This is a genomic window from Streptomyces curacoi (assembly GCF_001513975.1).
In the GTDB taxonomy this organism is placed as follows: Bacteria; Actinomycetota; Actinomycetes; order Streptomycetales; family Streptomycetaceae; genus Streptomyces; species Streptomyces curacoi.
The window spans coordinates 70,232-88,923 of the sequence record NZ_KQ947997.1 but is presented as its reverse complement, the minus strand read 5'-3'; the positions used below and the strand labels follow the sequence as shown (position 1 = coordinate 88,923).

The 18,692-nt window shown below is 70.7% G+C and carries 17 protein-coding genes; 3 read left to right on the top strand and 14 right to left on the bottom strand.

Annotated elements, in window-relative coordinates; all coding sequences use genetic code 11:
- Nucleotides 1-28 precede the first annotated feature (28 nt).
- Nucleotides 29-1,240: a signal recognition particle-docking protein FtsY gene (gene ftsY, locus AQI70_RS34695; RefSeq protein WP_062156419.1), complete on the bottom strand. Its 1,212-nt coding sequence runs from the start codon at nucleotides 1,238-1,240 to the stop codon at nucleotides 29-31.
- Between the two features lie 105 nt (nucleotides 1,241-1,345).
- Here ftsY and AQI70_RS34690 point away from each other — a divergent pair, with 105 nt between their 5' ends.
- Complete coding sequence (locus AQI70_RS34690; RefSeq protein ID WP_062156418.1) at nucleotides 1,346-2,317, top strand: LLM class flavin-dependent oxidoreductase; 972 nt, start codon at nucleotides 1,346-1,348, stop codon at nucleotides 2,315-2,317.
- Between the two features lie 202 nt (nucleotides 2,318-2,519).
- Here the strand turns inward: AQI70_RS34690 and AQI70_RS34685 are convergent, their stop codons facing one another.
- From AQI70_RS34685 to AQI70_RS34670, 4 genes are all read right to left on the bottom strand, one after another.
- Nucleotides 2,520-3,938 (bottom strand): sugar porter family MFS transporter, encoded by a 1,419-nt coding sequence (locus tag AQI70_RS34685; RefSeq protein WP_062156417.1) that lies wholly within the window; start codon nucleotides 3,936-3,938, stop codon nucleotides 2,520-2,522.
- 192 nt (nucleotides 3,939-4,130) lie between these two features.
- Nucleotides 4,131-7,769 (bottom strand): chromosome segregation protein SMC, encoded by a 3,639-nt coding sequence (gene smc, locus AQI70_RS34680; protein WP_062156416.1) that lies wholly within the window; start codon nucleotides 7,767-7,769, stop codon nucleotides 4,131-4,133.
- Nucleotides 7,770-8,018: 249 nt separating this feature from the next.
- Nucleotides 8,019-8,222 carry a hypothetical protein gene (locus tag AQI70_RS34675; protein ID WP_003997584.1) on the bottom strand — a complete coding sequence of 68 codons (204 nt, stop codon included), beginning with the start codon at nucleotides 8,220-8,222 and terminating at the stop codon, nucleotides 8,019-8,021.
- 382 nt (nucleotides 8,223-8,604) lie between these two features.
- On the bottom strand, nucleotides 8,605-8,886 hold the full coding sequence (locus AQI70_RS34670; protein ID WP_003997585.1) for an acylphosphatase: 282 nt from the start codon (nucleotides 8,884-8,886) through the stop codon (nucleotides 8,605-8,607).
- A 152-nt stretch (nucleotides 8,887-9,038) separates the two neighbouring features.
- On the opposite strand from AQI70_RS34670, the gene AQI70_RS34665 reads away from it, so the two are divergent.
- Entirely contained in the window at nucleotides 9,039-10,187 is a 1,149-nt protein-coding gene (locus AQI70_RS34665; protein WP_062156415.1) for a CAP domain-containing protein, read from the top strand.
- A gap of 65 nt (nucleotides 10,188-10,252) precedes the next feature.
- Here the strand turns inward: AQI70_RS34665 and AQI70_RS34660 are convergent, their stop codons facing one another.
- Complete coding sequence (locus AQI70_RS34660; protein WP_062156414.1) at nucleotides 10,253-10,843, bottom strand: flavodoxin family protein; 591 nt, start codon at nucleotides 10,841-10,843, stop codon at nucleotides 10,253-10,255.
- Between the two features lie 107 nt (nucleotides 10,844-10,950).
- Between AQI70_RS34660 and AQI70_RS34655 the strand changes: the two genes are divergently transcribed.
- Entirely contained in the window at nucleotides 10,951-11,352 is a 402-nt protein-coding gene (locus AQI70_RS34655) for a winged helix-turn-helix transcriptional regulator (RefSeq protein WP_003997588.1), read from the top strand.
- Here AQI70_RS34655 and mutM read toward each other — a convergent pair.
- The 8 genes from mutM to coaD all read right to left on the bottom strand — a co-directional run bounded on the left by mutM (nucleotide 11,325) and on the right by coaD (nucleotide 18,688).
- Nucleotides 11,325-12,185, bottom strand: coding sequence for a bifunctional DNA-formamidopyrimidine glycosylase/DNA-(apurinic or apyrimidinic site) lyase (gene mutM / locus AQI70_RS34650; RefSeq protein WP_062156413.1), 861 nt, complete (start codon nucleotides 12,183-12,185; stop codon nucleotides 11,325-11,327). The two genes, AQI70_RS34655 and mutM, sit on opposite strands and share 28 nt — an antisense overlap.
- Before the next feature lie 56 nt (nucleotides 12,186-12,241).
- Nucleotides 12,242-14,731 (bottom strand): tetratricopeptide repeat protein, encoded by a 2,490-nt coding sequence (locus AQI70_RS34645; RefSeq protein WP_244181959.1) that lies wholly within the window; start codon nucleotides 14,729-14,731, stop codon nucleotides 12,242-12,244.
- Between the two features lie 12 nt (nucleotides 14,732-14,743).
- Entirely contained in the window at nucleotides 14,744-15,181 is a 438-nt protein-coding gene (locus AQI70_RS34640) for a hypothetical protein (protein WP_062156411.1), read from the bottom strand.
- A gap of 87 nt (nucleotides 15,182-15,268) precedes the next feature.
- Entirely contained in the window at nucleotides 15,269-16,102 is an 834-nt protein-coding gene (gene rnc / locus AQI70_RS34635; RefSeq protein WP_079051602.1) for a ribonuclease III, read from the bottom strand.
- 7 nt (nucleotides 16,103-16,109) lie between these two features.
- Nucleotides 16,110-16,283 carry a 50S ribosomal protein L32 gene (gene rpmF / locus AQI70_RS34630; RefSeq protein WP_003951102.1) on the bottom strand — a complete coding sequence of 58 codons (174 nt, stop codon included), beginning with the start codon at nucleotides 16,281-16,283 and terminating at the stop codon, nucleotides 16,110-16,112.
- A 2-nt stretch (nucleotides 16,284-16,285) separates the two neighbouring features.
- The gene (locus tag AQI70_RS34625; protein WP_037886468.1) at nucleotides 16,286-16,930 is read right to left on the bottom strand and encodes a YceD family protein; all 645 of its coding nucleotides are present in this window, start codon (nucleotides 16,928-16,930) and stop codon (nucleotides 16,286-16,288) included.
- 138 nt (nucleotides 16,931-17,068) lie between these two features.
- A complete protein-coding gene (locus AQI70_RS34620) occupies nucleotides 17,069-18,151 on the bottom strand; it encodes an ATP synthase F0 subunit B (protein WP_062156409.1) in 1,083 nt (360 codons plus the stop codon).
- Between the two features lie 57 nt (nucleotides 18,152-18,208).
- Nucleotides 18,209-18,688 (bottom strand): pantetheine-phosphate adenylyltransferase, encoded by a 480-nt coding sequence (gene coaD / locus AQI70_RS34615; protein ID WP_062156408.1) that lies wholly within the window; start codon nucleotides 18,686-18,688, stop codon nucleotides 18,209-18,211.
- Nucleotides 18,689-18,692: the final 4 nt, after the last annotated feature.

Genomic DNA, 18,692 nt, shown 5'->3' with positions numbered 1-18,692 from the left:
CGCATACGAAAACCCGCAGGCGGGGTGGTCACTCCCCGATAAGCGCATCCACGAACGCCTCCGGCTCGAACGGCGCCAGATCGTCGGCGCCCTCCCCCAGCCCGACCAGCTTCACCGGTACGCCCAGCTCGCGCTGCACCGCGACGACGATGCCGCCCTTGGCCGTGCCGTCCAGCTTGGTGAGCACGATGCCGGTGATCTCGACGACCTCGGCGAAGACGCGGGCCTGCACCAGACCGTTCTGGCCGGTGGTGGCGTCGAGGACGAGCAGCACCTCGTCCAGCGGCGCGTGCTTCTCCACGACCCGCTTGACCTTGCCGAGCTCGTCCATGAGGCCGGTCTTGGTGTGCAGGCGCCCGGCGGTGTCGATGAGGACGACGTCGGAGCCCATCTCCTTGCCCTCCTTCACCGCGTCGAAGGCCACGGAGGCGGGGTCGCCGCCCTCAGGGCCGCGCACGGTGTAGGCGCCGACGCGCTCGCCCCAGGTCTGGAGCTGGTCGGCGGCGGCGGCACGGAAGGTGTCGGCGGCGCCCAGGACCACGCTGCGGCCGTCAGCCACGAGGACGCGGGCGAGCTTGCCGGTGGTGGTGGTCTTGCCGGTGCCGTTGACGCCGACGACCATCACGATGCCGGGCTTGCTGGTCTCCGGCTCGGTCCTGACCGTGCGGTCCATGTCGGTGCCGACCAGCTTGAGGAGCTCCTCGCGCAGCAGGCCGCGCAGTTCCTCGGGGGTGCGGGTGCCGAGTACCTTCACGCGCTCGCGCAGGCCCTCGACCAGTTCCTGGGTGGGCTGTACGCCGACGTCGGCGGTGAGGAGGGTGTCCTCGATCTCCTCCCAGGTGTCCTCGTCGAGGTGCTCGCGCGACAGGAGCGTGAGGAGGCCCTTGCCGAGCGCGTTCTGCGAGCGGGAGAGCCGGGCGCGCAGACGGATCAGGCGGCCGGCGGTGGGCTCCGGGACCTCGATCTCGACGGGCGGGAGCTCTTCGACGACGGGCGGTTCCTCGACGGCGGTCGGTGCCCCGCCGCCGGGTAGGTCCACCTCCTCTATGGTCCGGCGCGGTTCGTCGCGCGGCGTCTCGGCCTCGTCGCCGACGTGCGGCTCGGCCGGAGGGGCGGTGATGTCGGGCGCGGCGGGGGGCGGCGGGGGCAGCTGCTTCTTGCGCCGGCTGCCGACGACGAGCCCGGCGAGCGCGCCGAGCACGACCACGGCGATGACTACAGCAAGGATGAGGATGTCCATAACCCGTCCAGTATCGGCCATGGAGTGCGGCGACACCCCTCTGGATGTCTGACACACCGTCAGCTAAGGTCCCCCTTCACACCCGCCCGGTGAAGGGGGACCCCCATGCCCGTCTCGGTCGTCCGCTTCAACCTCGTCGAGCCCGACGCGACCCCCGCCTCGCTCGCCGCCCGCTACCAGGCAGCCGTGCAGATGGCGGCGTACGCCGACGAGCACGGCATCACCACCGTGCAGACCGAGGAGCACCACGGCGCCGACAACAACTGGCTGCCGTCACCGTTCACCCTCGCGGCCGCCGTCTTCGGCGCGACACGGCGGATCGCGGTCACCGTCTCGGCGGTGATCGGCCCGCTGCACGACCCGCTGCGGCTGGCCGAGGAGACCGCCGTACTGGATCTGCTGAGCGGCGGGCGGCTGGTCACGGTCGCCGGCATCGGGTACCGGCCCGAGGAGTACGCGCTCTTCGACGTGGACTGGAAGCGGCGCGGCAAGCTCCAGGACGAACTGCTGGAGACGCTTCTGAAGGCCTGGACCGGCGAGCCCTTCGAGTACCGGGGCCGTACCGTACGGGTCACTCCGCGCCCGTGCACCGATCCGCACCCGCTCCTGCTGATCGGCGGCTCCTCGAAGGCCGCCGCCCGCCGGGCCGCCCGGCTCGGGCTGCCGTTCTTCCCCAGCGCGCATCTGCCCGAGCTGGAGGCGTACTACAAGGAGCGGCTCGTCGAGTACGGCACCGAGGGCTGGACGATGATGCCGGCCGCCGAGACGCCACTGCTCCATGTGGCCGAGGATCCCGACCGGGCGTGGGCGGAGCACGGCCGCCACTTCCTGCACGAAGCCCGGACGTATGCCTCCTGGCAGTCCGGCGGCATCCGCTCGGCGGTGAAGTCGGCGGCCATGACGGTGGCGGAGCTGCGCGCCGAGGGCGTCTACCGGATCGTGACGCCGCAGGAGTGCGTGGCACTGGGCCACGACAACTACGTACTGCATCCCTTGGCGGGCGGGATGCCGGTGGAGGAGGGGTGGCAGAGCCTCAGGCTGTTCTGCGAGCGGGTGCTGCCGGAGCTCGGTGGCTGACCCCTCCTCACGACGCCGGAGCTCGGCGGCTGACCCCCTGCGTGACGCCGTATCTCGGCGGGTGCTCCCCTGCGCGACGCCGGATCCCGCGCATACGACACCGCCGCCCCGGCTCGGGCAGTGGCCGAGCCGGGGCGGCGGCGGGGTGCCGGGGAGAGGGGCAGCGGGGACTTGGCCCTTCCCCCCGAGTTCGCAGGGGCGCTCAGCCCATCTCCTCCAACGCCTTGCCCTTCGTCTCGGACACGAACCTGATGACGAACGGGATGGAGAGCGCGGCGAAGGCCGTGTAGATCACATAGGTCACGGAGAGGTTCCACTCGGCCAGCGACGGGAAGCTCGCGGTGATGGCCCAGTTGGCGATCCACTGCGCGGAGGCGGCCACGCCCAGGGCGGCGGCGCGGATCTTGTTCGGGAACATCTCGCCGAGCATGACCCAGACGACCACGCCCCAGGACAGGGCGAAGAAGAGGACGAACACATGGGCGGCGATCAGCGCGGTCCAGCCCTGGGCGGCCGGGAGCTTGCCGTCGACCAGGTCGAAGGAGAAGGCCCAGGCCTCCAGCGCCAGGCCGATCACCATGCCGACCGAGCCGATGATCGCGAGCGGCTTACGGCCGATGCGGTCCACGAAGATCATGGCGATCACGGTGCCGAGGATGTTGATGATCGACGTCGTGAACGAGTAGAAGAACGACTCCGTCGGGTCGACGCCGACCGACTGCCACAGGGTCGAGGAGTAGTAGAACGCGACGTTGATGCCGACGAACTGCTGGAAGACCGACAGGCCGATGCCGATCCAGACGATCGGCTTGAAGAAGAAGCCGCCGCCGAGCAGGTCCTTGAAGGTGGACCTGTGCTCGCTGTTCATGCCGTGCTCGATCTCGGCGACCCGGGCGTCGAGGTCGATGCCGGTGCCCTCGACCTCGGTGAGGATCTCGCGGGCACGCTCATGCTTGCCGACGGAGATCAGGAAGCGCGGGGACTCGGGGATGGCGAAGGAGAGCAGGCCGTAGAGGACGGCCGGGACGACCATGACGCCGAGCATGACCTGCCAGGCCTCCAGCCCCATCAGGCTGCCGCGCTGGTCGCCGTCGGCGGCGTTGAGGAGACCCCAGTTGACCAGCTGCGACACGGCGATGCCGATGACGATGGCGGCCTGCTGGAAGGAACCGAGGCGACCGCGGTACGCCGGCGGGGCGACCTCGGCGATGTAGGCGGGGCCGATGACCGAGGCCATGCCGATGGCGAACCCGCCGACGACCCGCCAGAAGGCGAAGTCCCACAGGGAGAAGGGCAGCGCCGAGCCGACCGCGCTGACCGTGAACAGCACGGCGGCGATCTGCATGACCCGGATACGGCCGATGCGGTCGGCCATGCGGCCGGCGGTCGCGGCGCCGACGGCACAGCCGATCAGGGCGATCGCGATGACCTGCGCCAGCGCCGCGGAGCCGATGTCGTAGCGGTCGCGGATGGCCTCGACGGCGCCGTTGATCACGGAACTGTCGTAGCCGAAGAGGAAGCCGCCCATCGCGGCCGCCGCCGCGATGAAGATGACGTGCCCGAGATGCTCGGGGTGAGCCGTCCTGGCTCCTGACTTGGGTGCCTGCGCTGTGCTGGTCACGTGTACTCCTCGGGCACCGGCAACGCTGCCGGGTGGGGGTCAGCCGCTCCAAGTAGTGATACCTGAAGGTAAAAGCAACGTCGCAGAGACTATGCCTTCAAGTTTCGAAGTCAAGGGGTGAGGGTGTGTGAGCTTTGAGACGCGACTGAGGGCAAAGTGTTCACTTCTTGAAGTAATTGGGGGAGGGAAGCGTCAGCGAAGGCGCTGGCTGATGACCTTGGACACACCGTCGCCCTGCATGGAGACGCCGTACAGCGCGTCGGCGACCTCCATCGTGCGCTTCTGATGCGTGATCACGATCAGCTGCGAGGCCTCCTGCAGCTCCTGCATGATCCGGATCAGCCGCTGGAGGTTGGTGTCGTCGAGGGCCGCCTCGACCTCGTCCATGACGTAGAACGGGCTCGGGCGGGCCTTGAAGATCGACACCAGCAGCGCGACGGCGGTCAGTGACCGCTCACCGCCGGAGAGCAGGCTGAGCCGCTTGACCTTCTTGCCCGGCGGGCGGGCCTCGACGTCGACGCCGGTGGTGAGCATGTTGTCGGGATCGGTCAGGATCAGCCGTCCCTCACCGCCCGGGAACAGCCGGCTGAAGACGCCCTCGAACTCCCGGGCCGTGTCCCGGTAGGCCTCGGTGAAGACCTGCTCGACGCGCTCGTCGACCTCCTTGACGACCTGGAGCAGATCGGCGCGGGTCTTCTTCAGGTCCTCCAGCTGCTCGCTGAGGAACTTGTGCCGTTCCTCCAGCGCGGCGAACTCCTCCAGCGCGAGCGGATTGACCTTGCCGAGCTGCTGGTAGGCGCGCTCGGCGGCCTTGAGGCGCTTCTCCTGCTCGGCGCGCACGAAGGGCCTGGGCTGGTTGCGGGGGTGCTCGGGGTCGTCGGGGAGCTGCTCGCCCTCGGCGGGCGGAGAGGGCGGTACGAGCTGGTGGGGGCCGTACTCGGAGACGAGCCCGGCGGGTTCCACGCCCAGCTCCTCCAGCGCCTTGGTCTCCAGCTGTTCGATCCGCAGCCGCTTCTCGGCGCCGAGCACCTCGCCACGGTGGACGGAGTCGGTCAGCTTGTCGAGCTCGGCCTTGAGGTCGCGGCCCTGGCTCCGGGCTGCGGTGAGCTCCTGCTCCCGGCGGGCCTTGGCGGCCTCGGCGGCGGTGCGCTCCTCGTCGGCCCGGGCGAGGGAGACCTCGACGTGCGCGAGCAGCTGCCGAGCGCCGGAGGCGACGGCTTCCGCGACGGCCGCCTCGTGGCGCAGCCGGGCCCGCCGCTGCTCGGCACGCGCGCGTGCCTCGCGTTCGGCGCGGGCGGCCCGGTCGAGGGAGTCGGCCCGTCCGGCGAGCCCCTTGACCCGTTCCTCGTGCGTACGGACCTGGAGCCGGGCCTCCATCTCGGTCTGCCGCGCGTTGGCGCCGTCGGCGGCGAGACGGTCCCGTACCGACGTGTCGGGCTCCTCCTCGACCGGCATCTCCTCGGCGACGGCGAGCCGTTCAGCCAGTTCCTCGACCTCCTGGAGAGCCTTGTCGAGCGCCTCCTGCGCCCGTGCGGCGGCGGCGACGGAACGCTCCGCCTCGCCCGCCGCGCCCCTTGCCTGGCCCGCGAGCCGCCCGAGCTGCTGGGCCACGGCGGACTTCTCCCGGTCGGCGGCCCGGCGCCGCTCCCCCAGCTCCTCGACCAGCGCGGCACACTCCTTGCGCCGCTCGCCGGCCGCGTGCTGCGCCTCGGTGAGTTCCTCGCAGCGGACGGCCAGCTCTTCGAGTTCGGCGGCGGCCTCGTCCACGGAGGCCTGTACTTCGAGGAGGCTGGGGGCCCCGGCGGAGCCGCCGTGGGCGAAGTGGGCGCCGAGGAGGTCGCCTTCGGCGGTTACGGCGGTGAGGTGGGGGTGGGTGTAGACGAGGTCCTCGGCGTCCTCCAGGGTGCCCACGACGACGATGCCGTGCAGGAGGCGGCGTACGGCGGGCATGAGGTCGTCGGGGCCGCGAACCAAGTCGGCAGCGAAGCGCTCCGCGGGTTGTGCCGCGACAGGAAGTGCCACGTCAGGTCGTGAGGCGTCTGCGGGCTCGCCGTGGCTGGTCGCGCAGTTCCCCGCGCCCCTTGGGTGGGCTGCTGTCCCGGCGTCTTCCGGCGCACCCGCCAGCAGCAGCGACGCCCGGCCCCCGTCCTGCTTGCGCAGCAACCTGATCGCCTCAGCCGCAGCCGACGGTGACGTCACCGCGATCGCGTCCGCCGCCGCCCCGAAAGCCGCCGCCAGCGGCACCTCGTACCCCGGCGTCACCGTCAGCAGCTCCGCGGCCGGACCCAGCAGGCCCGTGAGGCGGTCCTTCGCGCCGAGCAGCGCGCCGGTGCCGTCCTTGCGGCGCAGGCCCAGCGCCAGCGTCTCGTGCCGGGCCTGGGTCGCGGCGCGCCTGCGTTCCACCGCCGTGGCCGCCTCGCGGGCTGCCGTGAGGGCGGCCTCCGCCTCCGCGAGCTGCCGCTTCGCCGCCTCGTGCCGCTCGGCGAGCGCCGCGTCGCCGGCGTCCAGGCCGTCGACCTCGGCCTTCAGCGCCTCGTACTCCTCCTGGGCGGCGACGGCACGCTCCTGCGCCTCGTCCCGTGCGGCGGCCAGTCGGTCGATCTCGGACTGGGCTGCGGCCGCACGCGAGCGGGCCGCGTTGACCTGGCCGTTCAGCCGGGCGAGTCCCTCGCGGCGGTCGGCGATGGCGCGGGCGACGTCCTTCAGGCGGCGCTCTTCGAGGGCGAGCTCGCGCTCCAGTTCGGCGCGGTGGGCGACCGTGTCCTCCAGGGCCCGCTCGGCCGCCTCCAGGGCCGCCTCCAGCTCGGCCTCCTGCTCGCGGATGCGGGCGGCCTCGCGTTCCATGTCCTCGGGGTCGCGGCCCCGGCGTTCCTCCGGCGGCGCGGAGGTCGCGCTCTTCACGCGCGCGTCGGCCAGCGAGATCGTGCCGCGCACCCGCTCGGCGAGCTGGGAGAGCTCGTACCAGGTCTGCTGGGCACGCTGCAGCCGGGGCGTGAGCCGCCGTACCTCGTCCTCCAGGAGCGCCTCGCGCTGCAGGGCTTTCTTCAGCTCCTGCTCGGCGGTTTCCTTGCGTTCCTTCAGCGCGGCCTCGTCGGCGATCTCGGCCTTGAGCGCCTCCCGGAGCCGTACGAGATCGTCGGCGAGGAGGCGCAGGCGGGCGTCGCGCAAGTCGGCCTGGATGACAGCGGCCCTTCTCGCCACCGCCGCCTGGCGGCCCAGTGGCTTGAGCTGCCTGCGCAGTTCGTCCGTCAGGTCCTGCACGCGCGCGAGGTTGGCCTGCATCGCGTCCAGTTTGCGGAGGGCCTTCTCCTTGCGCTTGCGGTGCTTGAGGACGCCCGCGGCCTCCTCGATGAAGGCGCGGCGGCCCATGGGGTCGGCGTGCAGGACGGAGTCGAGCTGGCCCTGGCCGACGATGACATGCATCTCGCGGCCGATGCCGGAGTCGGACAGGAGCTCCTGGATGTCAAGGAGGCGGCAGGTGTCGCCGTTGATCTGGTACTCGCTGCCGCCGTTGCGGAACATGATCCGCGTGATGGTGACCTCGGAGTACTCGATGGGCAGCGCCCCGTCGGAGTTGTCGATGGTCAGCGACACCTCGGCGCGGCCCAGTGGCGGGCGGCCGGTGGTGCCGGCGAAGATGACGTCCTCCATCTTGCCGCCGCGCAGCGACTTGGCGCCCTGCTCGCCCATCACCCAGCTGAGCGCGTCCACGACATTGGACTTGCCCGAGCCGTTCGGGCCGACGACACACGTGATTCCCGGCTCGAACCGGAGTGTGGTCGCCGAGGCGAACGACTTGAACCCACGGAGGGTCAGGGCCTTGAGGTGCACGCCGCTGGACTCTACCTTCCGGGGTTGTCTCGCTCCATGAACGCGCGGTTTCGCCGATGAACGCGCAGGGCACACCAGACGTTAAAGACGGTGAAAGGATGCGCAGGGCAGTAAGCCGGGGGCAAGAAAGAAGGGACGCCGAAGCGTCCCTTGCAACTTCTGACGGCTGGCGGTGCAGCCGTCTGCAACTTAGCGGTTGATAGGGCTGGCCCAACCACTGCGTGCCGTTGTGGAGCGGTGATGCAGTGATCAGGTGAGCGCAGGCTCCGCCTGGTGTGCGTCGATGCTCTCCATGATCCTGTCGTGAGAAGCGGCAGCCTGCAGAGCGTCGTTCTCCGCCTGGATCCGTACGAGCTCGGATTCCAGGTCCTGGACGCGCTGCTGGAGCCGTCGCATCTCGGCGAGGAGTCGAGGGTCGGAGCCGCCGACGTAACCGAGAAGCGCCTTTGCCATGATGGATGGTCCTCCACACTGAGTGACCGACCGATGCGGTGTGGGTCGTGAGGGATTCGCACCCGCGGTTGCTTGGCGGGCCTGGAGTTGTGCTGCCGTTCAGCCACGCCAAACAGCTAAGGTGCGCGGGGCTTTCAGCGTCTCACCAAAAAGTTTGACGGTCAACACGATCACGCCCCGTATTGGCGGGCAACCCGGGGGCGCGCGGCCGGAAAACGGCGGCGCGGCTACTCCTGCGGGCCCTCAGGGCGTGGCGATCATCCTTACGCCCGGAGCCTGCCATCGCAACCGGGTTCTTGGCAACCACCTGGTCATTTCTGCTTGGGGCAGTTGCCGGTGGCAGGTCCCTCCGCTTGCGCCGGGGCCGTTTCACGGAACCGGCTCAGCGGATGGCGAAGCCGTCGTAGCCCCCGCGAGGTGTGTCCCAGATCTCGGTGACACCGTCCACGCGCCCGGGCGTGTCGTCACCCTGGAGCCAGTCCAGCAGCCCCTCGCAGCCCTCCCGCGGGCCCTCGGCGACGACCTGGACCCGGCCGTCGGCCAAATTGAGAGCAAAACCACTCAGGCCGCCGATCTCCAGGGCCTTGGCCCGCGTGAACCAGCGAAAACCCACACCTTGGACGCGTCCACGCACCCAGGCGACCAGCCGTACATCCTCGCTCATGGGTGCAACCTAATGGGCCGATGTCTCTCCGGGCACTTCCTCCTCCAGCGCCATGCGGTACCGTCCACCCCCAATGAATCTCATATGAAACTCACTCCTTCGTGTGAGTTCTGTGAGGACGTTGAGACCGCAGGGACGAGGAAGGCCAGGACATGGGACGCCACCGACGCTCCGCCGCCGGCCGCGCCGCCACGGGCCGCGCCACGGGGGTCACACAGACGGACGGCTCCTACACGCAGAGCCATGACCCCCAGGACTCGTACACGAGCGAGCGCCCCACGATGGGCATCGCGCCGTATCTGAACCCGGAGGCGTACGCCGAGGCCTACGCGAAGAGCGACGCCTATCTCTTCGCCACGGACGACGACTACGACCGGGTCACCGGCACGACCACGTTCCCGGACGACGCCGGATCCACCAGCGGCTCCGCCGCGGGCGCGGCCTTCCACAGCGACGGCTTCTCGCCCGACGCCGGCTCCCGGCGGCCCGCGGGCGGTTCGCGCCGCCGGCGCAGGAAGAAGGCCGCGGCGCCGGTGAAGACCGGCCTGCTCGGCGTCTCCGCGGCGGTCGCGCTGGGTACGGTCGCGGTCGCCGCGGGTGTGGTGCCCGGAATCGACAACTACCAGCTCGGCGGGGGCGGCGCCACGGACAAGGTGCAGTCCGCCGACACCCCGACCAACGCTCCCGTCGAGCAGGGCGGTACGTCCGGCAGCGCCGACAGCCAGGACGACGGTGCCGCGACGAGCCGCGACGCGCAGCGGCCCGCCTCGCCGTCCCCGTCGACCTCCTCGGCCGCGCCGACGAAGACGCCGTCGAAGGAGCCGTCGGCCACACCCAGCGAGAAGCCGAAGGAAACTCCTTCGCGCACGGCCACCAAGGCGCCGCAGAAGCAGAAGACCAGCGCCCCCGTGCACATGTCCGCGCAGGCCGCCGCCGCGGCCGAGGTGCTGCAGCTGGTCAACGAGGAGCGCGCCCAGGTGGGCTGCAGCGCGGTCGCCGCCAACAGCTCGCTCACCGAGCTGGCCCAGGACTTCAGCGAGGACATGGCCGCGCGCGGCTTCTTCGACCACACCGACCCCGACGGGGCGTCTCCGTGGGACCGGGCCGCGAAGGCGGGCATAACCGACCTCGGCGGCGAGAACATAGCCCGCGGCCAGTCCGACGCGGCCGCGGTGATGGAGGCCTGGATGAACAGCCCGGGCCACAAGGCGAACATCCTGAACTGCGACTTCAAGACGCTGGGGGTCGGCGTGCACTTCGGGCCCGGCGGGCCCTGGTGGACGCAGGACTTCGGATACTAGGCACACACAGGGCGAGGGGCTCCCATCCGGTGACCGGGTGGGAGCCCCTCGCCGTACGGCTGCGGTTACGCGGCGACCGCGGCGCGCCCGTGGGCGAACACCTTCGCCGTCTCGGCCACCCGGCGGCCCAGGTGCTCGGCCGTCGCCACGTCGGCCTTGTGGACGGCCTCCGGGCCCTGGTCGGCGTTGGTCTGGGCGGCGGCGCCGGTGAAGACGCCGAGGCGGTTGAGGTCGTGCTCGGAGCCGGCGCTGCTGTTCCAGCCGGGGAGCAGGCCAAGGTTGACCCAGTGCATACCGAGCTGGGCGGCCAGGATCTGGAAGTACTGGAGGGTGTGCAGCTTGTCGCCGCTCTTGGAGGCGGAGTTGGTGAAGCCGGCGGCCAGCTTGTCCGTCCAGGCCTGGTCGGCCCAGCGCTTCGAGGTGGCCTCCGCGAAGACGTGGAAGGCGCCGGACGCGGTGCCCATGTAGGTCGGCGAGCCGAACACGATGGCGTCCGAGCCGTCGAGGATCGCCCACTGCTCCTCGGTGATCTCGTCCACCTTGATCAGGTGCACCTCGGCACCGGCCTCGACGGCACCGGAACGGACGGCCTCGGCGATGACGGCGGTGTGGCCGTAGCCGGAGTGGTAGGCGATGGAGACAACAGGGGTGGTCACGTACGTACTCCTGGAGTGATCAGTAGACGGGCGATACAGAAAGGAAAGCACTAACCTCTGGTTAGTGCAATCTGTCGGTTAGCGCTCCCCTGGAGTACGCTTCAGATATGGACACCACGCAGGAGCGCACGGAGGCGCAGGACCTCCCGTACAACGTGTTCGCCAAGGCCTGCCCCTCGCGCGGCACGCTGGAGCACGTCACGGGCCGCTGGGGCGGACTCACGCTCGGCGCCCTGTACGAGGGCTCACTGCGTTTCAACGAACTGCGCCGCCGCGTCGACGGCGTCAGCGAGAAGATGCTGTCCCAGACACTGCACGCCCTGGAGCGCGACGGCCTGGTGCACCGCGACGCCCAGCCGACCAACCCCCCGCGCGTGGACTACGAGCTGACGCCGCTCGGGCGTGAGGTCGCCGAGCGGCTGCTGAGCCTCATCCACTTCGTGGAGGGGCAGATGGACGAGGTGCTCGCGGCACGTCGGCGTTACGACGAGACGCGCGGCGCCCGCTGACACTTCGGGCAGAAGTAGCTGGACCGGTTCATCCAGGGCCGTCGGCGCATCGGCGTACCGCACCGCTTGCAGGGCAGTCCCTCACGGCCGTACGCGTCGAGCGAGCGGTCGAAGTAGCCCGACTCGCCGTTGACGTTGACGTAGAGGCTGTCGAAGCTCGTGCCGCCCACCGCCAGGGCAGCATTCATCACGTCCCTCACGTGCCCCAGGAGTTCGAGGGTGCGCGGGCGGGTGAAGGTCGCGGTCGGGCGGTCGTAGTGGAGGCGGGTGCGCCAAAGGGCCTCGTCCGCGTAGATGTTGCCGACGCCGCTGATCAACGACTGGTCGAGCAGGGCCCGTTTGATGGTCGTGCGCTTGCGGCGCAGGGCCTGGTGGAAGGCCTCGTCGTCGAAGAGCGGGTCCAGGGGGTCGCGGGCGATGTGCGCGATGACGTCAGGCAGGCCCTCGGGTGTGTCGTCGTGCAACGACAGGCCGCCGAAGGTGCGTTGGTCGACGAAGCGCAGCTCGGTGCCGAGGGCGTCCGCGAAGCGCACCCTGATCCTGAGGTGCCTCTCGTCGGGCGCGGTGTGCGGCTGCACCAGCAGCTGACCGCTCATCCCGAGATGGGCCAGGATCGACTGGTTCGTGTCCTCCAGGGGCAGCCACAGGTACTTGCCGCGGCGGCTCGGCGTGCCGATGCGGTGCCCCTTGAGGCGGTGCGCGAAGTCGTCCGCACCGGCGATGTGCCGCCGCACGGCACGGGGGTGCAGCACCTCGGCGTCGGCGACGGTACGGTGGGCGACCCACCGCTCCAGACCGCGCCGGACGACCTCGACCTCGGGCAACTCGGGCACGACTCTCCTTCGCGGTACCGGTGGCTGGCTGTCCGCAGCGTAGCGCGGCGATCCGCTCAGTCCGCAGGGCCGTCGGACCGTATCCGCCCGTCGGCGGTGAGCCCCCGGGTCAGCAGGGCGTCGGCCTCGTCCGCGCGGCCCTCGTCGCGCAGCACCTCGACGAGATCCCACAGCGCGTGCTCGTCGCCCTGGTCGATGAGCGCGCGCAGCTCATCGACCCTGCCGAGCTTCCTGAACAGCTCGCGCAGGCCGTACGGCGGAGTGTCCTCGGCGGCGGACAGCAACGCGATGGCCCGGTCGGCGTCACCGCGCGCCACGAGCGCCTTGACCAGCGCGTCCGTGAGCCCGAACACGGCCCTCGCCGTGCCCTTCCGGGCGTGCAGCCGCACCGCCTCGTCGAGGTCGCCCTCCTCGATCGCCAGCCTCGCCAGCTCCCCGGCCGCGTAGGCGTCGCCCGCCTCAGCCCGTGCCCGCAGGTCGTCCACCCGGCCGGTGGCACGCAGCAGCTCGGCCAGATCCGAGGCCACGTAGCCGCCGGTGTCGGCGATCGGGGTCAGCACCGCCACCGCCCGGTCGACGTCCCCGCGTTCCCGCAGCAGCCGGGCCGCCTCACGCGCCGCGTCGGCATGTCCCTCCGCCGCGCGCTCCAGCAAGGTGTCGAGGTCGCCGATCTGCGCGAGCAGGTGCGCCAGCGTGAAGTCGAGATCCCCGCTGCCCTGGTCCGCGAACTCCCACAACACCTCCAGCCCCTCCTCCGTACGGCCCTTGTCATGGAGGAGGTCCGCGAGGCACCAGGCGGCGGCGAAGTACCCCTCCTCCGTCAGCTCGTACAGCCGCTCGACGTTCCCCTCCTCCTTGAGCAACTCGGCCAGGAAGAGAATCGCGTCGTCGTATTCGCGTTCATGGAGCATCTCCAGGATGGGGATGGCCCGTTCGTTCTCGTCCTCGTCGTGGAAGAGTTGCGCGAGCCGGTACCAGGACCACAGGTCGTCCGGGTCGAGGTCCTCCAGGAGCAGCGAGATCGCCAGCCGAGGATGCCCGTACTCGATGAGGTGGCCCACCGCGTACTCGTTGCCCGCCTCCGCCAGGTCCAGCAGTTCCTCGAAGTCCCAGCCCGCGAGGATCGTCCGGTACAGGGCCGCGTCGGGGTGGGCGGAGGCGGTGAGGCGGTCCGCCATCTCCTGGGCGCCCTCGGGGTTTCCCGTCCTGCGATACAGCTCGCCCAGCTCCTGCATCGCCGAGGCGGAGCCCCTCTCGACCGCCTTGCGGAACAACGGTACGGCGGCGCCGACCCGCTGCCGGGCAGCTGCGGCCGACGCGGTCCTGACGATGTCGGCGGTGTCCGTCAGGTGCTCCGCGCAGGCTTCCCAGAACGTCTCCGGCGGCGGTACGGCACGCTGGACCCGGCCGGTGTGCTGGACGAGGTAGTCGGCCACCCGGTAACCGTCGGGACGGCCCATCGCCCGGCCGTCGCTCACCGGGACGAGGGCTGAAGTGGCGCCCAGCAGGGGCCGGGTCGCGTAGCTCAGCGCCTCCTCGAACCAGCCGTCCGGGGCGGTCGCCCGCTCGGCGGGGGCGCAGTAACCGGGCACAGCGGCCCGGAGCAGGCCCTCGGGGACCGGGGACCGCACGCCCAGCAGCGTCGCGTCGACGGCGGCGGTCATCAGCGCACGGGCACAGGGGCCGGCGTGCTCCCACCGGTGGACGAGCTGCGGTGCGCCGGCGATGACCTGGGTGAGCCCGAAGTCGCCCGCCTCCAGTGCGGTGCGCAACCGCTCGTCCGACGCGGCGAGCGCGGCCGCGCGTTCCTGTTCGGCCGGGCTGAAGGCGGCGCCGACGTGCACGACGTCCGCGAGTTTGAGCAGCTCGCGCTCGGCGCGATGCCGATCGTCGGCGTCCGCCGGGACGGGGCACGCGGTCCAGGTGTCGTAGTAGTGCGGCCAGAGCGTGCCCACGATCACCACCTGGTGGTGCGGCGCCAGCAGGGCCCGTACCGTCGCGGCGGTCAGCTGGTGCGGACCGGAGACGTGGTTCTGCAGCTCGTCCAGCCAGACCACCAGCCGCCGGGGCGACCGACCGACGAGTTGCTCGATCTGGCCGGCGTCGGCGGGGTGGCACAGCCACCAGTCGGGCAGCAGGGCGTTGACCGCCTCGTACAGCGAACGGGTCTTGCCCACCGAGGAGCCGCCCACCAGGAGCACGAATCCACCGCCGCGCGCGGCCGCCTCGATCAGCGGGCGCGCCCCGTCGCCCTCCCCTGTGTCCAGGTCCCTGGGCACATAGGCGGGCAATGCCGAGTGCTCGGCTCCGGTGACCCGGATGGAACGGTGCACACCTAGGTGCAGCGGGTCGGCGTCCCGGACCCGGACCAGTCCCGGGGCCGACGGCGGCACGGCGCCCGGAGCGGTCCACCCCGCCTCGGGCCCCCGCCCCGGCCCGCCCGAGCCCGTGACGACGGTGACACTGCCGTGAACCTCACCGATCTGGACGCTGTCCCCGGCGACGACCGAGTTCTCCACCCGGTTTCCGTGCGGCCCCGACGCCACAGGTCCTCCTGGTCAGGCGCGGTCCGGGGACCCGATGTGGGCGTCGCCGCCGATCGAGCCGATCTGGATGGCGTCCCCGACGATCACGCTGTTCACGACAGTCTGGGAGCGATCGCCGGTACGTACGGCAGCGGGGGCCCGGGCCAGCAACTCCCGCACATCGGCCGCTAGTTCGCCGTCGGCCAGCAGTGCCTTGCGGACGGCCTTGCGCAGCGCGGCCGTGTTGTCCGGGTCATCCGGGTCCTCGACCACGTCCGCGAGCGCCTCGGGCAGTTCCTCACCGTCCGCGCGGGTGCCGAAGATGCGCTGCGCCAGCCGTCGCCCCAGGGCCACCGTCGCGGTGGCGGCCTCCTCCTGGGTACGAGCCAGCACGGCGACGCCATAGGCGCCTGCCGCCGCGGTGATGTAAGGGGTGATCTCGGCGACCACCTGTACGACGTCTCCGGACACCTTTCCCCCCTCGGGCCGGTGGATGAGCCGTGGATGAGCCGAGCGCCCGCCCCGCGAGGGGACGGGCGCTCGGGTCGCGCTGTTCGGTCAGGCGGAGGCCGACGACGTATCGGCGTCGGCCTCGACGGCATTGGCTGCCGCCTTCTTGGCTCGCTCCTCCGCTGCGGCCTTGATGGCGCGCCATGCGGATTCCGCGGCCTGCTGCTCCGCCTCCTTCTTGCTGCGGCCGGTGCCGGTGCCGTACGAGACGCCTCCGACGCGGGCGGCAGCAGTGAAGGTCTTCTCGTGGTCGGGGCCGGTCTCCGTGACCAGGTACTCGGGGACGCCGAGCCCCTCGGTCGCGGTGAGCTCCTGGAGGCTGGTCTTCCAGTCCAGGCCGGCTCCGAGGTTCGAGGACTTCTCGATCAGGGGGTCGAACAGGCGGTGCACCAGCTCCGCCGCCGAGTCCAGGCCCTGGTCGAGATAGACCGCGCCGATCACCGCTTCCAGGGTGTCGGCAAGGATGGACGCCTTGTCCCGGCCGCCCGTGCCCTCTTCACCGCGGCCGAGCCGGATGAAGGAGCCCAGGTCGAGCCCACGGCCGACCTCCGCCAGCGCACGCGAGTTGACCACCGCGGCCCGCAGCTTGGCCAGCTGGCCTTCGGGCAGGTCGGGGTGGGTGCGATACAGCGTGTCGGTGACGACGAGGCCGAGCACGGAGTCCCCGAGGAACTCCAGCCGCTCGTTCGTCGGCAGACCGCCGTTCTCGTACGCGTACGAGCGGTGCGTCAGCGCACGCACCAGAAGGGCGGACTCGAGCTTGTACCCGAGCCGCCCTTCCAACAGCGTGTGGGACGAGGCCTGGTTGTCCGCCTTCTTCCGGGCGTTTGGGTCCGCCTTGGCGTCATCCGCCTTCTTGGGGGTGGACACAGTGCCTCTCACCAGCCGCTCAGACCTCGAGGACCTGGCGCTTGTTGTAGGTGCCGCACGACGGGCACGCGATGTGCTGCTGCTTGGGCTCGTGGCAGCGCTCGCACGCAACCAGGGTGGGGACCGCAGCCTTCCACTGCGACCGGCGGTGGCGCGTGTTGCTGCGCGACATCTTCCGCTTCGGAACAGCCACGGCTACTTCTCCTGCTTCTCGTCGACGCCCGCTTCGGCGCCGCTCTTCTCGTCCTTATCGCCGGGTTCGAGTGAATCGGCGAGTCCCTGCAGTGCCGCCCAACGAATGTCGACGGCGTCATGGTGGTGGTCCGGGTCGTCCGCAAGGCGTGCACCGCACTCGGCGCACAGACCTGGGCAGTCTTCCTGGCACACCGGCTGCATCGGCAGTGCGAGCACCACCGCATCGCGCAGCACGGGTTCGAGGTCGAACAGGCCGTCCTCGAGAAAGAGCCTGTCCTCGTCGTCCTCGGCGTCGTCGCCGGGTTCCGCACCGTGGTGGTGACGGCCCCGATCATCGGCGTCAGGGTACGAGAACATCTCCTGGAAGTCCGCTTCGACGTCGAGCTGAAGCGGCTCCAGACACCTTACGCACTCCCCCTCGGCCTGTGCACGGGCGGTGCCTGTGACAAGCACCCCTTCCATGACCGACTCCAGCCGGAGTTCGAGCTCCACCGGGGCGCCTTCCGGCACTCCGACGACTCCCTGGATACCGAAGTCCTTGGGAGCGGCGACCTCGCGGGTCAGGCGCTGCAGCGCACCGGGCCGCCGGCCCAGCTCGTGCGTGTCGAACACGAGAGGGTTGCGGTGGTCGAGGCGGGCTGTCACGCCATTCCTGCTTTCGATCTGCTGAGCTCAGGGGGTCACTGCCCTTCGGTGTGCCCGGGCAGCGTTGATCGCGGACGTACGCGCGACCGAAGAGCCAGGATACTGGACCTTTCCCTCACGGCCCAATCCGGTGGTCCCTTACTGGCCGCGCCCCTGCTCGTAGGCCCTCAGCTGCTCGGCACTGATCATGCTGGTGTCGAAGAGGCTGGTCTCGTCGAGGGCGTAGCCCTGGCCCTGGGCGGCCTGCTGCGGCTGCTGCTGGGCCTGCTGGGCCTGCTGCGCCTGCTGGGGGTCGTAGGCGGCCTGCTGGGCGTCGTAGCCCTGGTAGGCGTAGGGATCGGCCTGCTGGTAGCCGTACGCGTCCTGCTGGCCGTAGCCCTGCTGGTAGCCGCCGTAGGGGTCGCTCTGCTGCTGGTAGCCGTATGCCGGCTGCGCGGTCTGCTGGTCGTACCGCTGCTGCTGCTCCGCGGCCTGTTCGGCGGGGGCCGCCGGGGTGTCCCGCTCCGCGAGGGCGGCGAGGTCGGCGAGGTAGTCGGCGTCGCTGGAGTGCTGCACGGTGGAGAGGTCGTCGGCGAGGGCGCCGAGGTCGTCGGTGGCGATTCGGCCGTGCAGCTTCTGGCGGCCACGGCCGACCGCATCCAGGGTCTTGGCGAGGACCGCCTCGAAGGCGCCGAGCTTGGCGTCGACGTACTGGTCGGCGGTGCGGCGCAGGGTCTCCGGGTCGTGGCTGCGCTCGGGGGCGTCCTCGTCCTCGTAGCCCTGCTCGTCGGTGCCGGGGCCGGTGCCGAGGAGCTTCTCGCGGCCGCGGCCGACGGAGCCGAGGGTCTTGGTGAGGACGACCTCGAAGTTGGCGAGCTTGGAGTCGACGTAGTCGTCGGCCTCCGCGCGGATCTCCTCGGCCTCCTTGCGGGCCTCGGCGAGGATGCGGTCGGCCTCGGCCTGGGAGCGGCGGGCGACCTCGGTGTCGGAGATCAGGGAGCCGCGCTCGGCGTGCGCGCCCTGGATGATCCGCTCGGCCTCCTGGCGGGCCTGCTCGACCATCTGCTCGCGGTCGCCGATCAGCTCCTGGGCCTGGGCGAGGGAGCCGGGGAGGGCCTGACGGACCTCTTCCAGCATCGAGAGCAGTTCGGCGCGGTTGACCACGCACGAGGCCGACATGGGCATCGACCGGGCGCCGGAGACCGCGGCCACGATCTCGTCGAGCTTCTTCTGCACGTCCACCTGTGCTCGCCACTCTCTACAGCTGTGTTGGAGACGGACGGGACGACTGTAGCCCCATCAGTCCTTGCGCAGGCGCTGGTTGAGGGCCTCCAGGACGACCGGCGGCACCAGGTGGGAGACGTCGCCGCCCCAGGTGGCGACCTCCTTGACCAGGGAGGAGGAGAGGAAGCTGTAGGTCGGGTTGGTCGGCACGAAGAGCGTCTCCACACCCGACAGGCCGTTGTTCATCTGGGCCATCTGCAGCTCGTAGTCGAAGTCGCTGACCGCGCGCAGGCCCTTGACGATGGCCGGGATCTCACGCTGCTTGCAGTAGTCGACGAGGAGGCCGTGGAAGGCCTCGACCCGGACGTTCGGGTACTCGGCGGTGACCTGGCGGATCAGGTCGATCCGCTCGTCGACCTCGAACAGGCCCCTCTTGGACTTGTTGATCATGACCGCGACGTAGACCTCGTCGTACAGCCTGGAGGCGCGGGAAATGATGTCGAGGTGTCCGTTGGTGATCGGGTCGAACGACCCGGGACATACGGCGCGGCGCACTTGT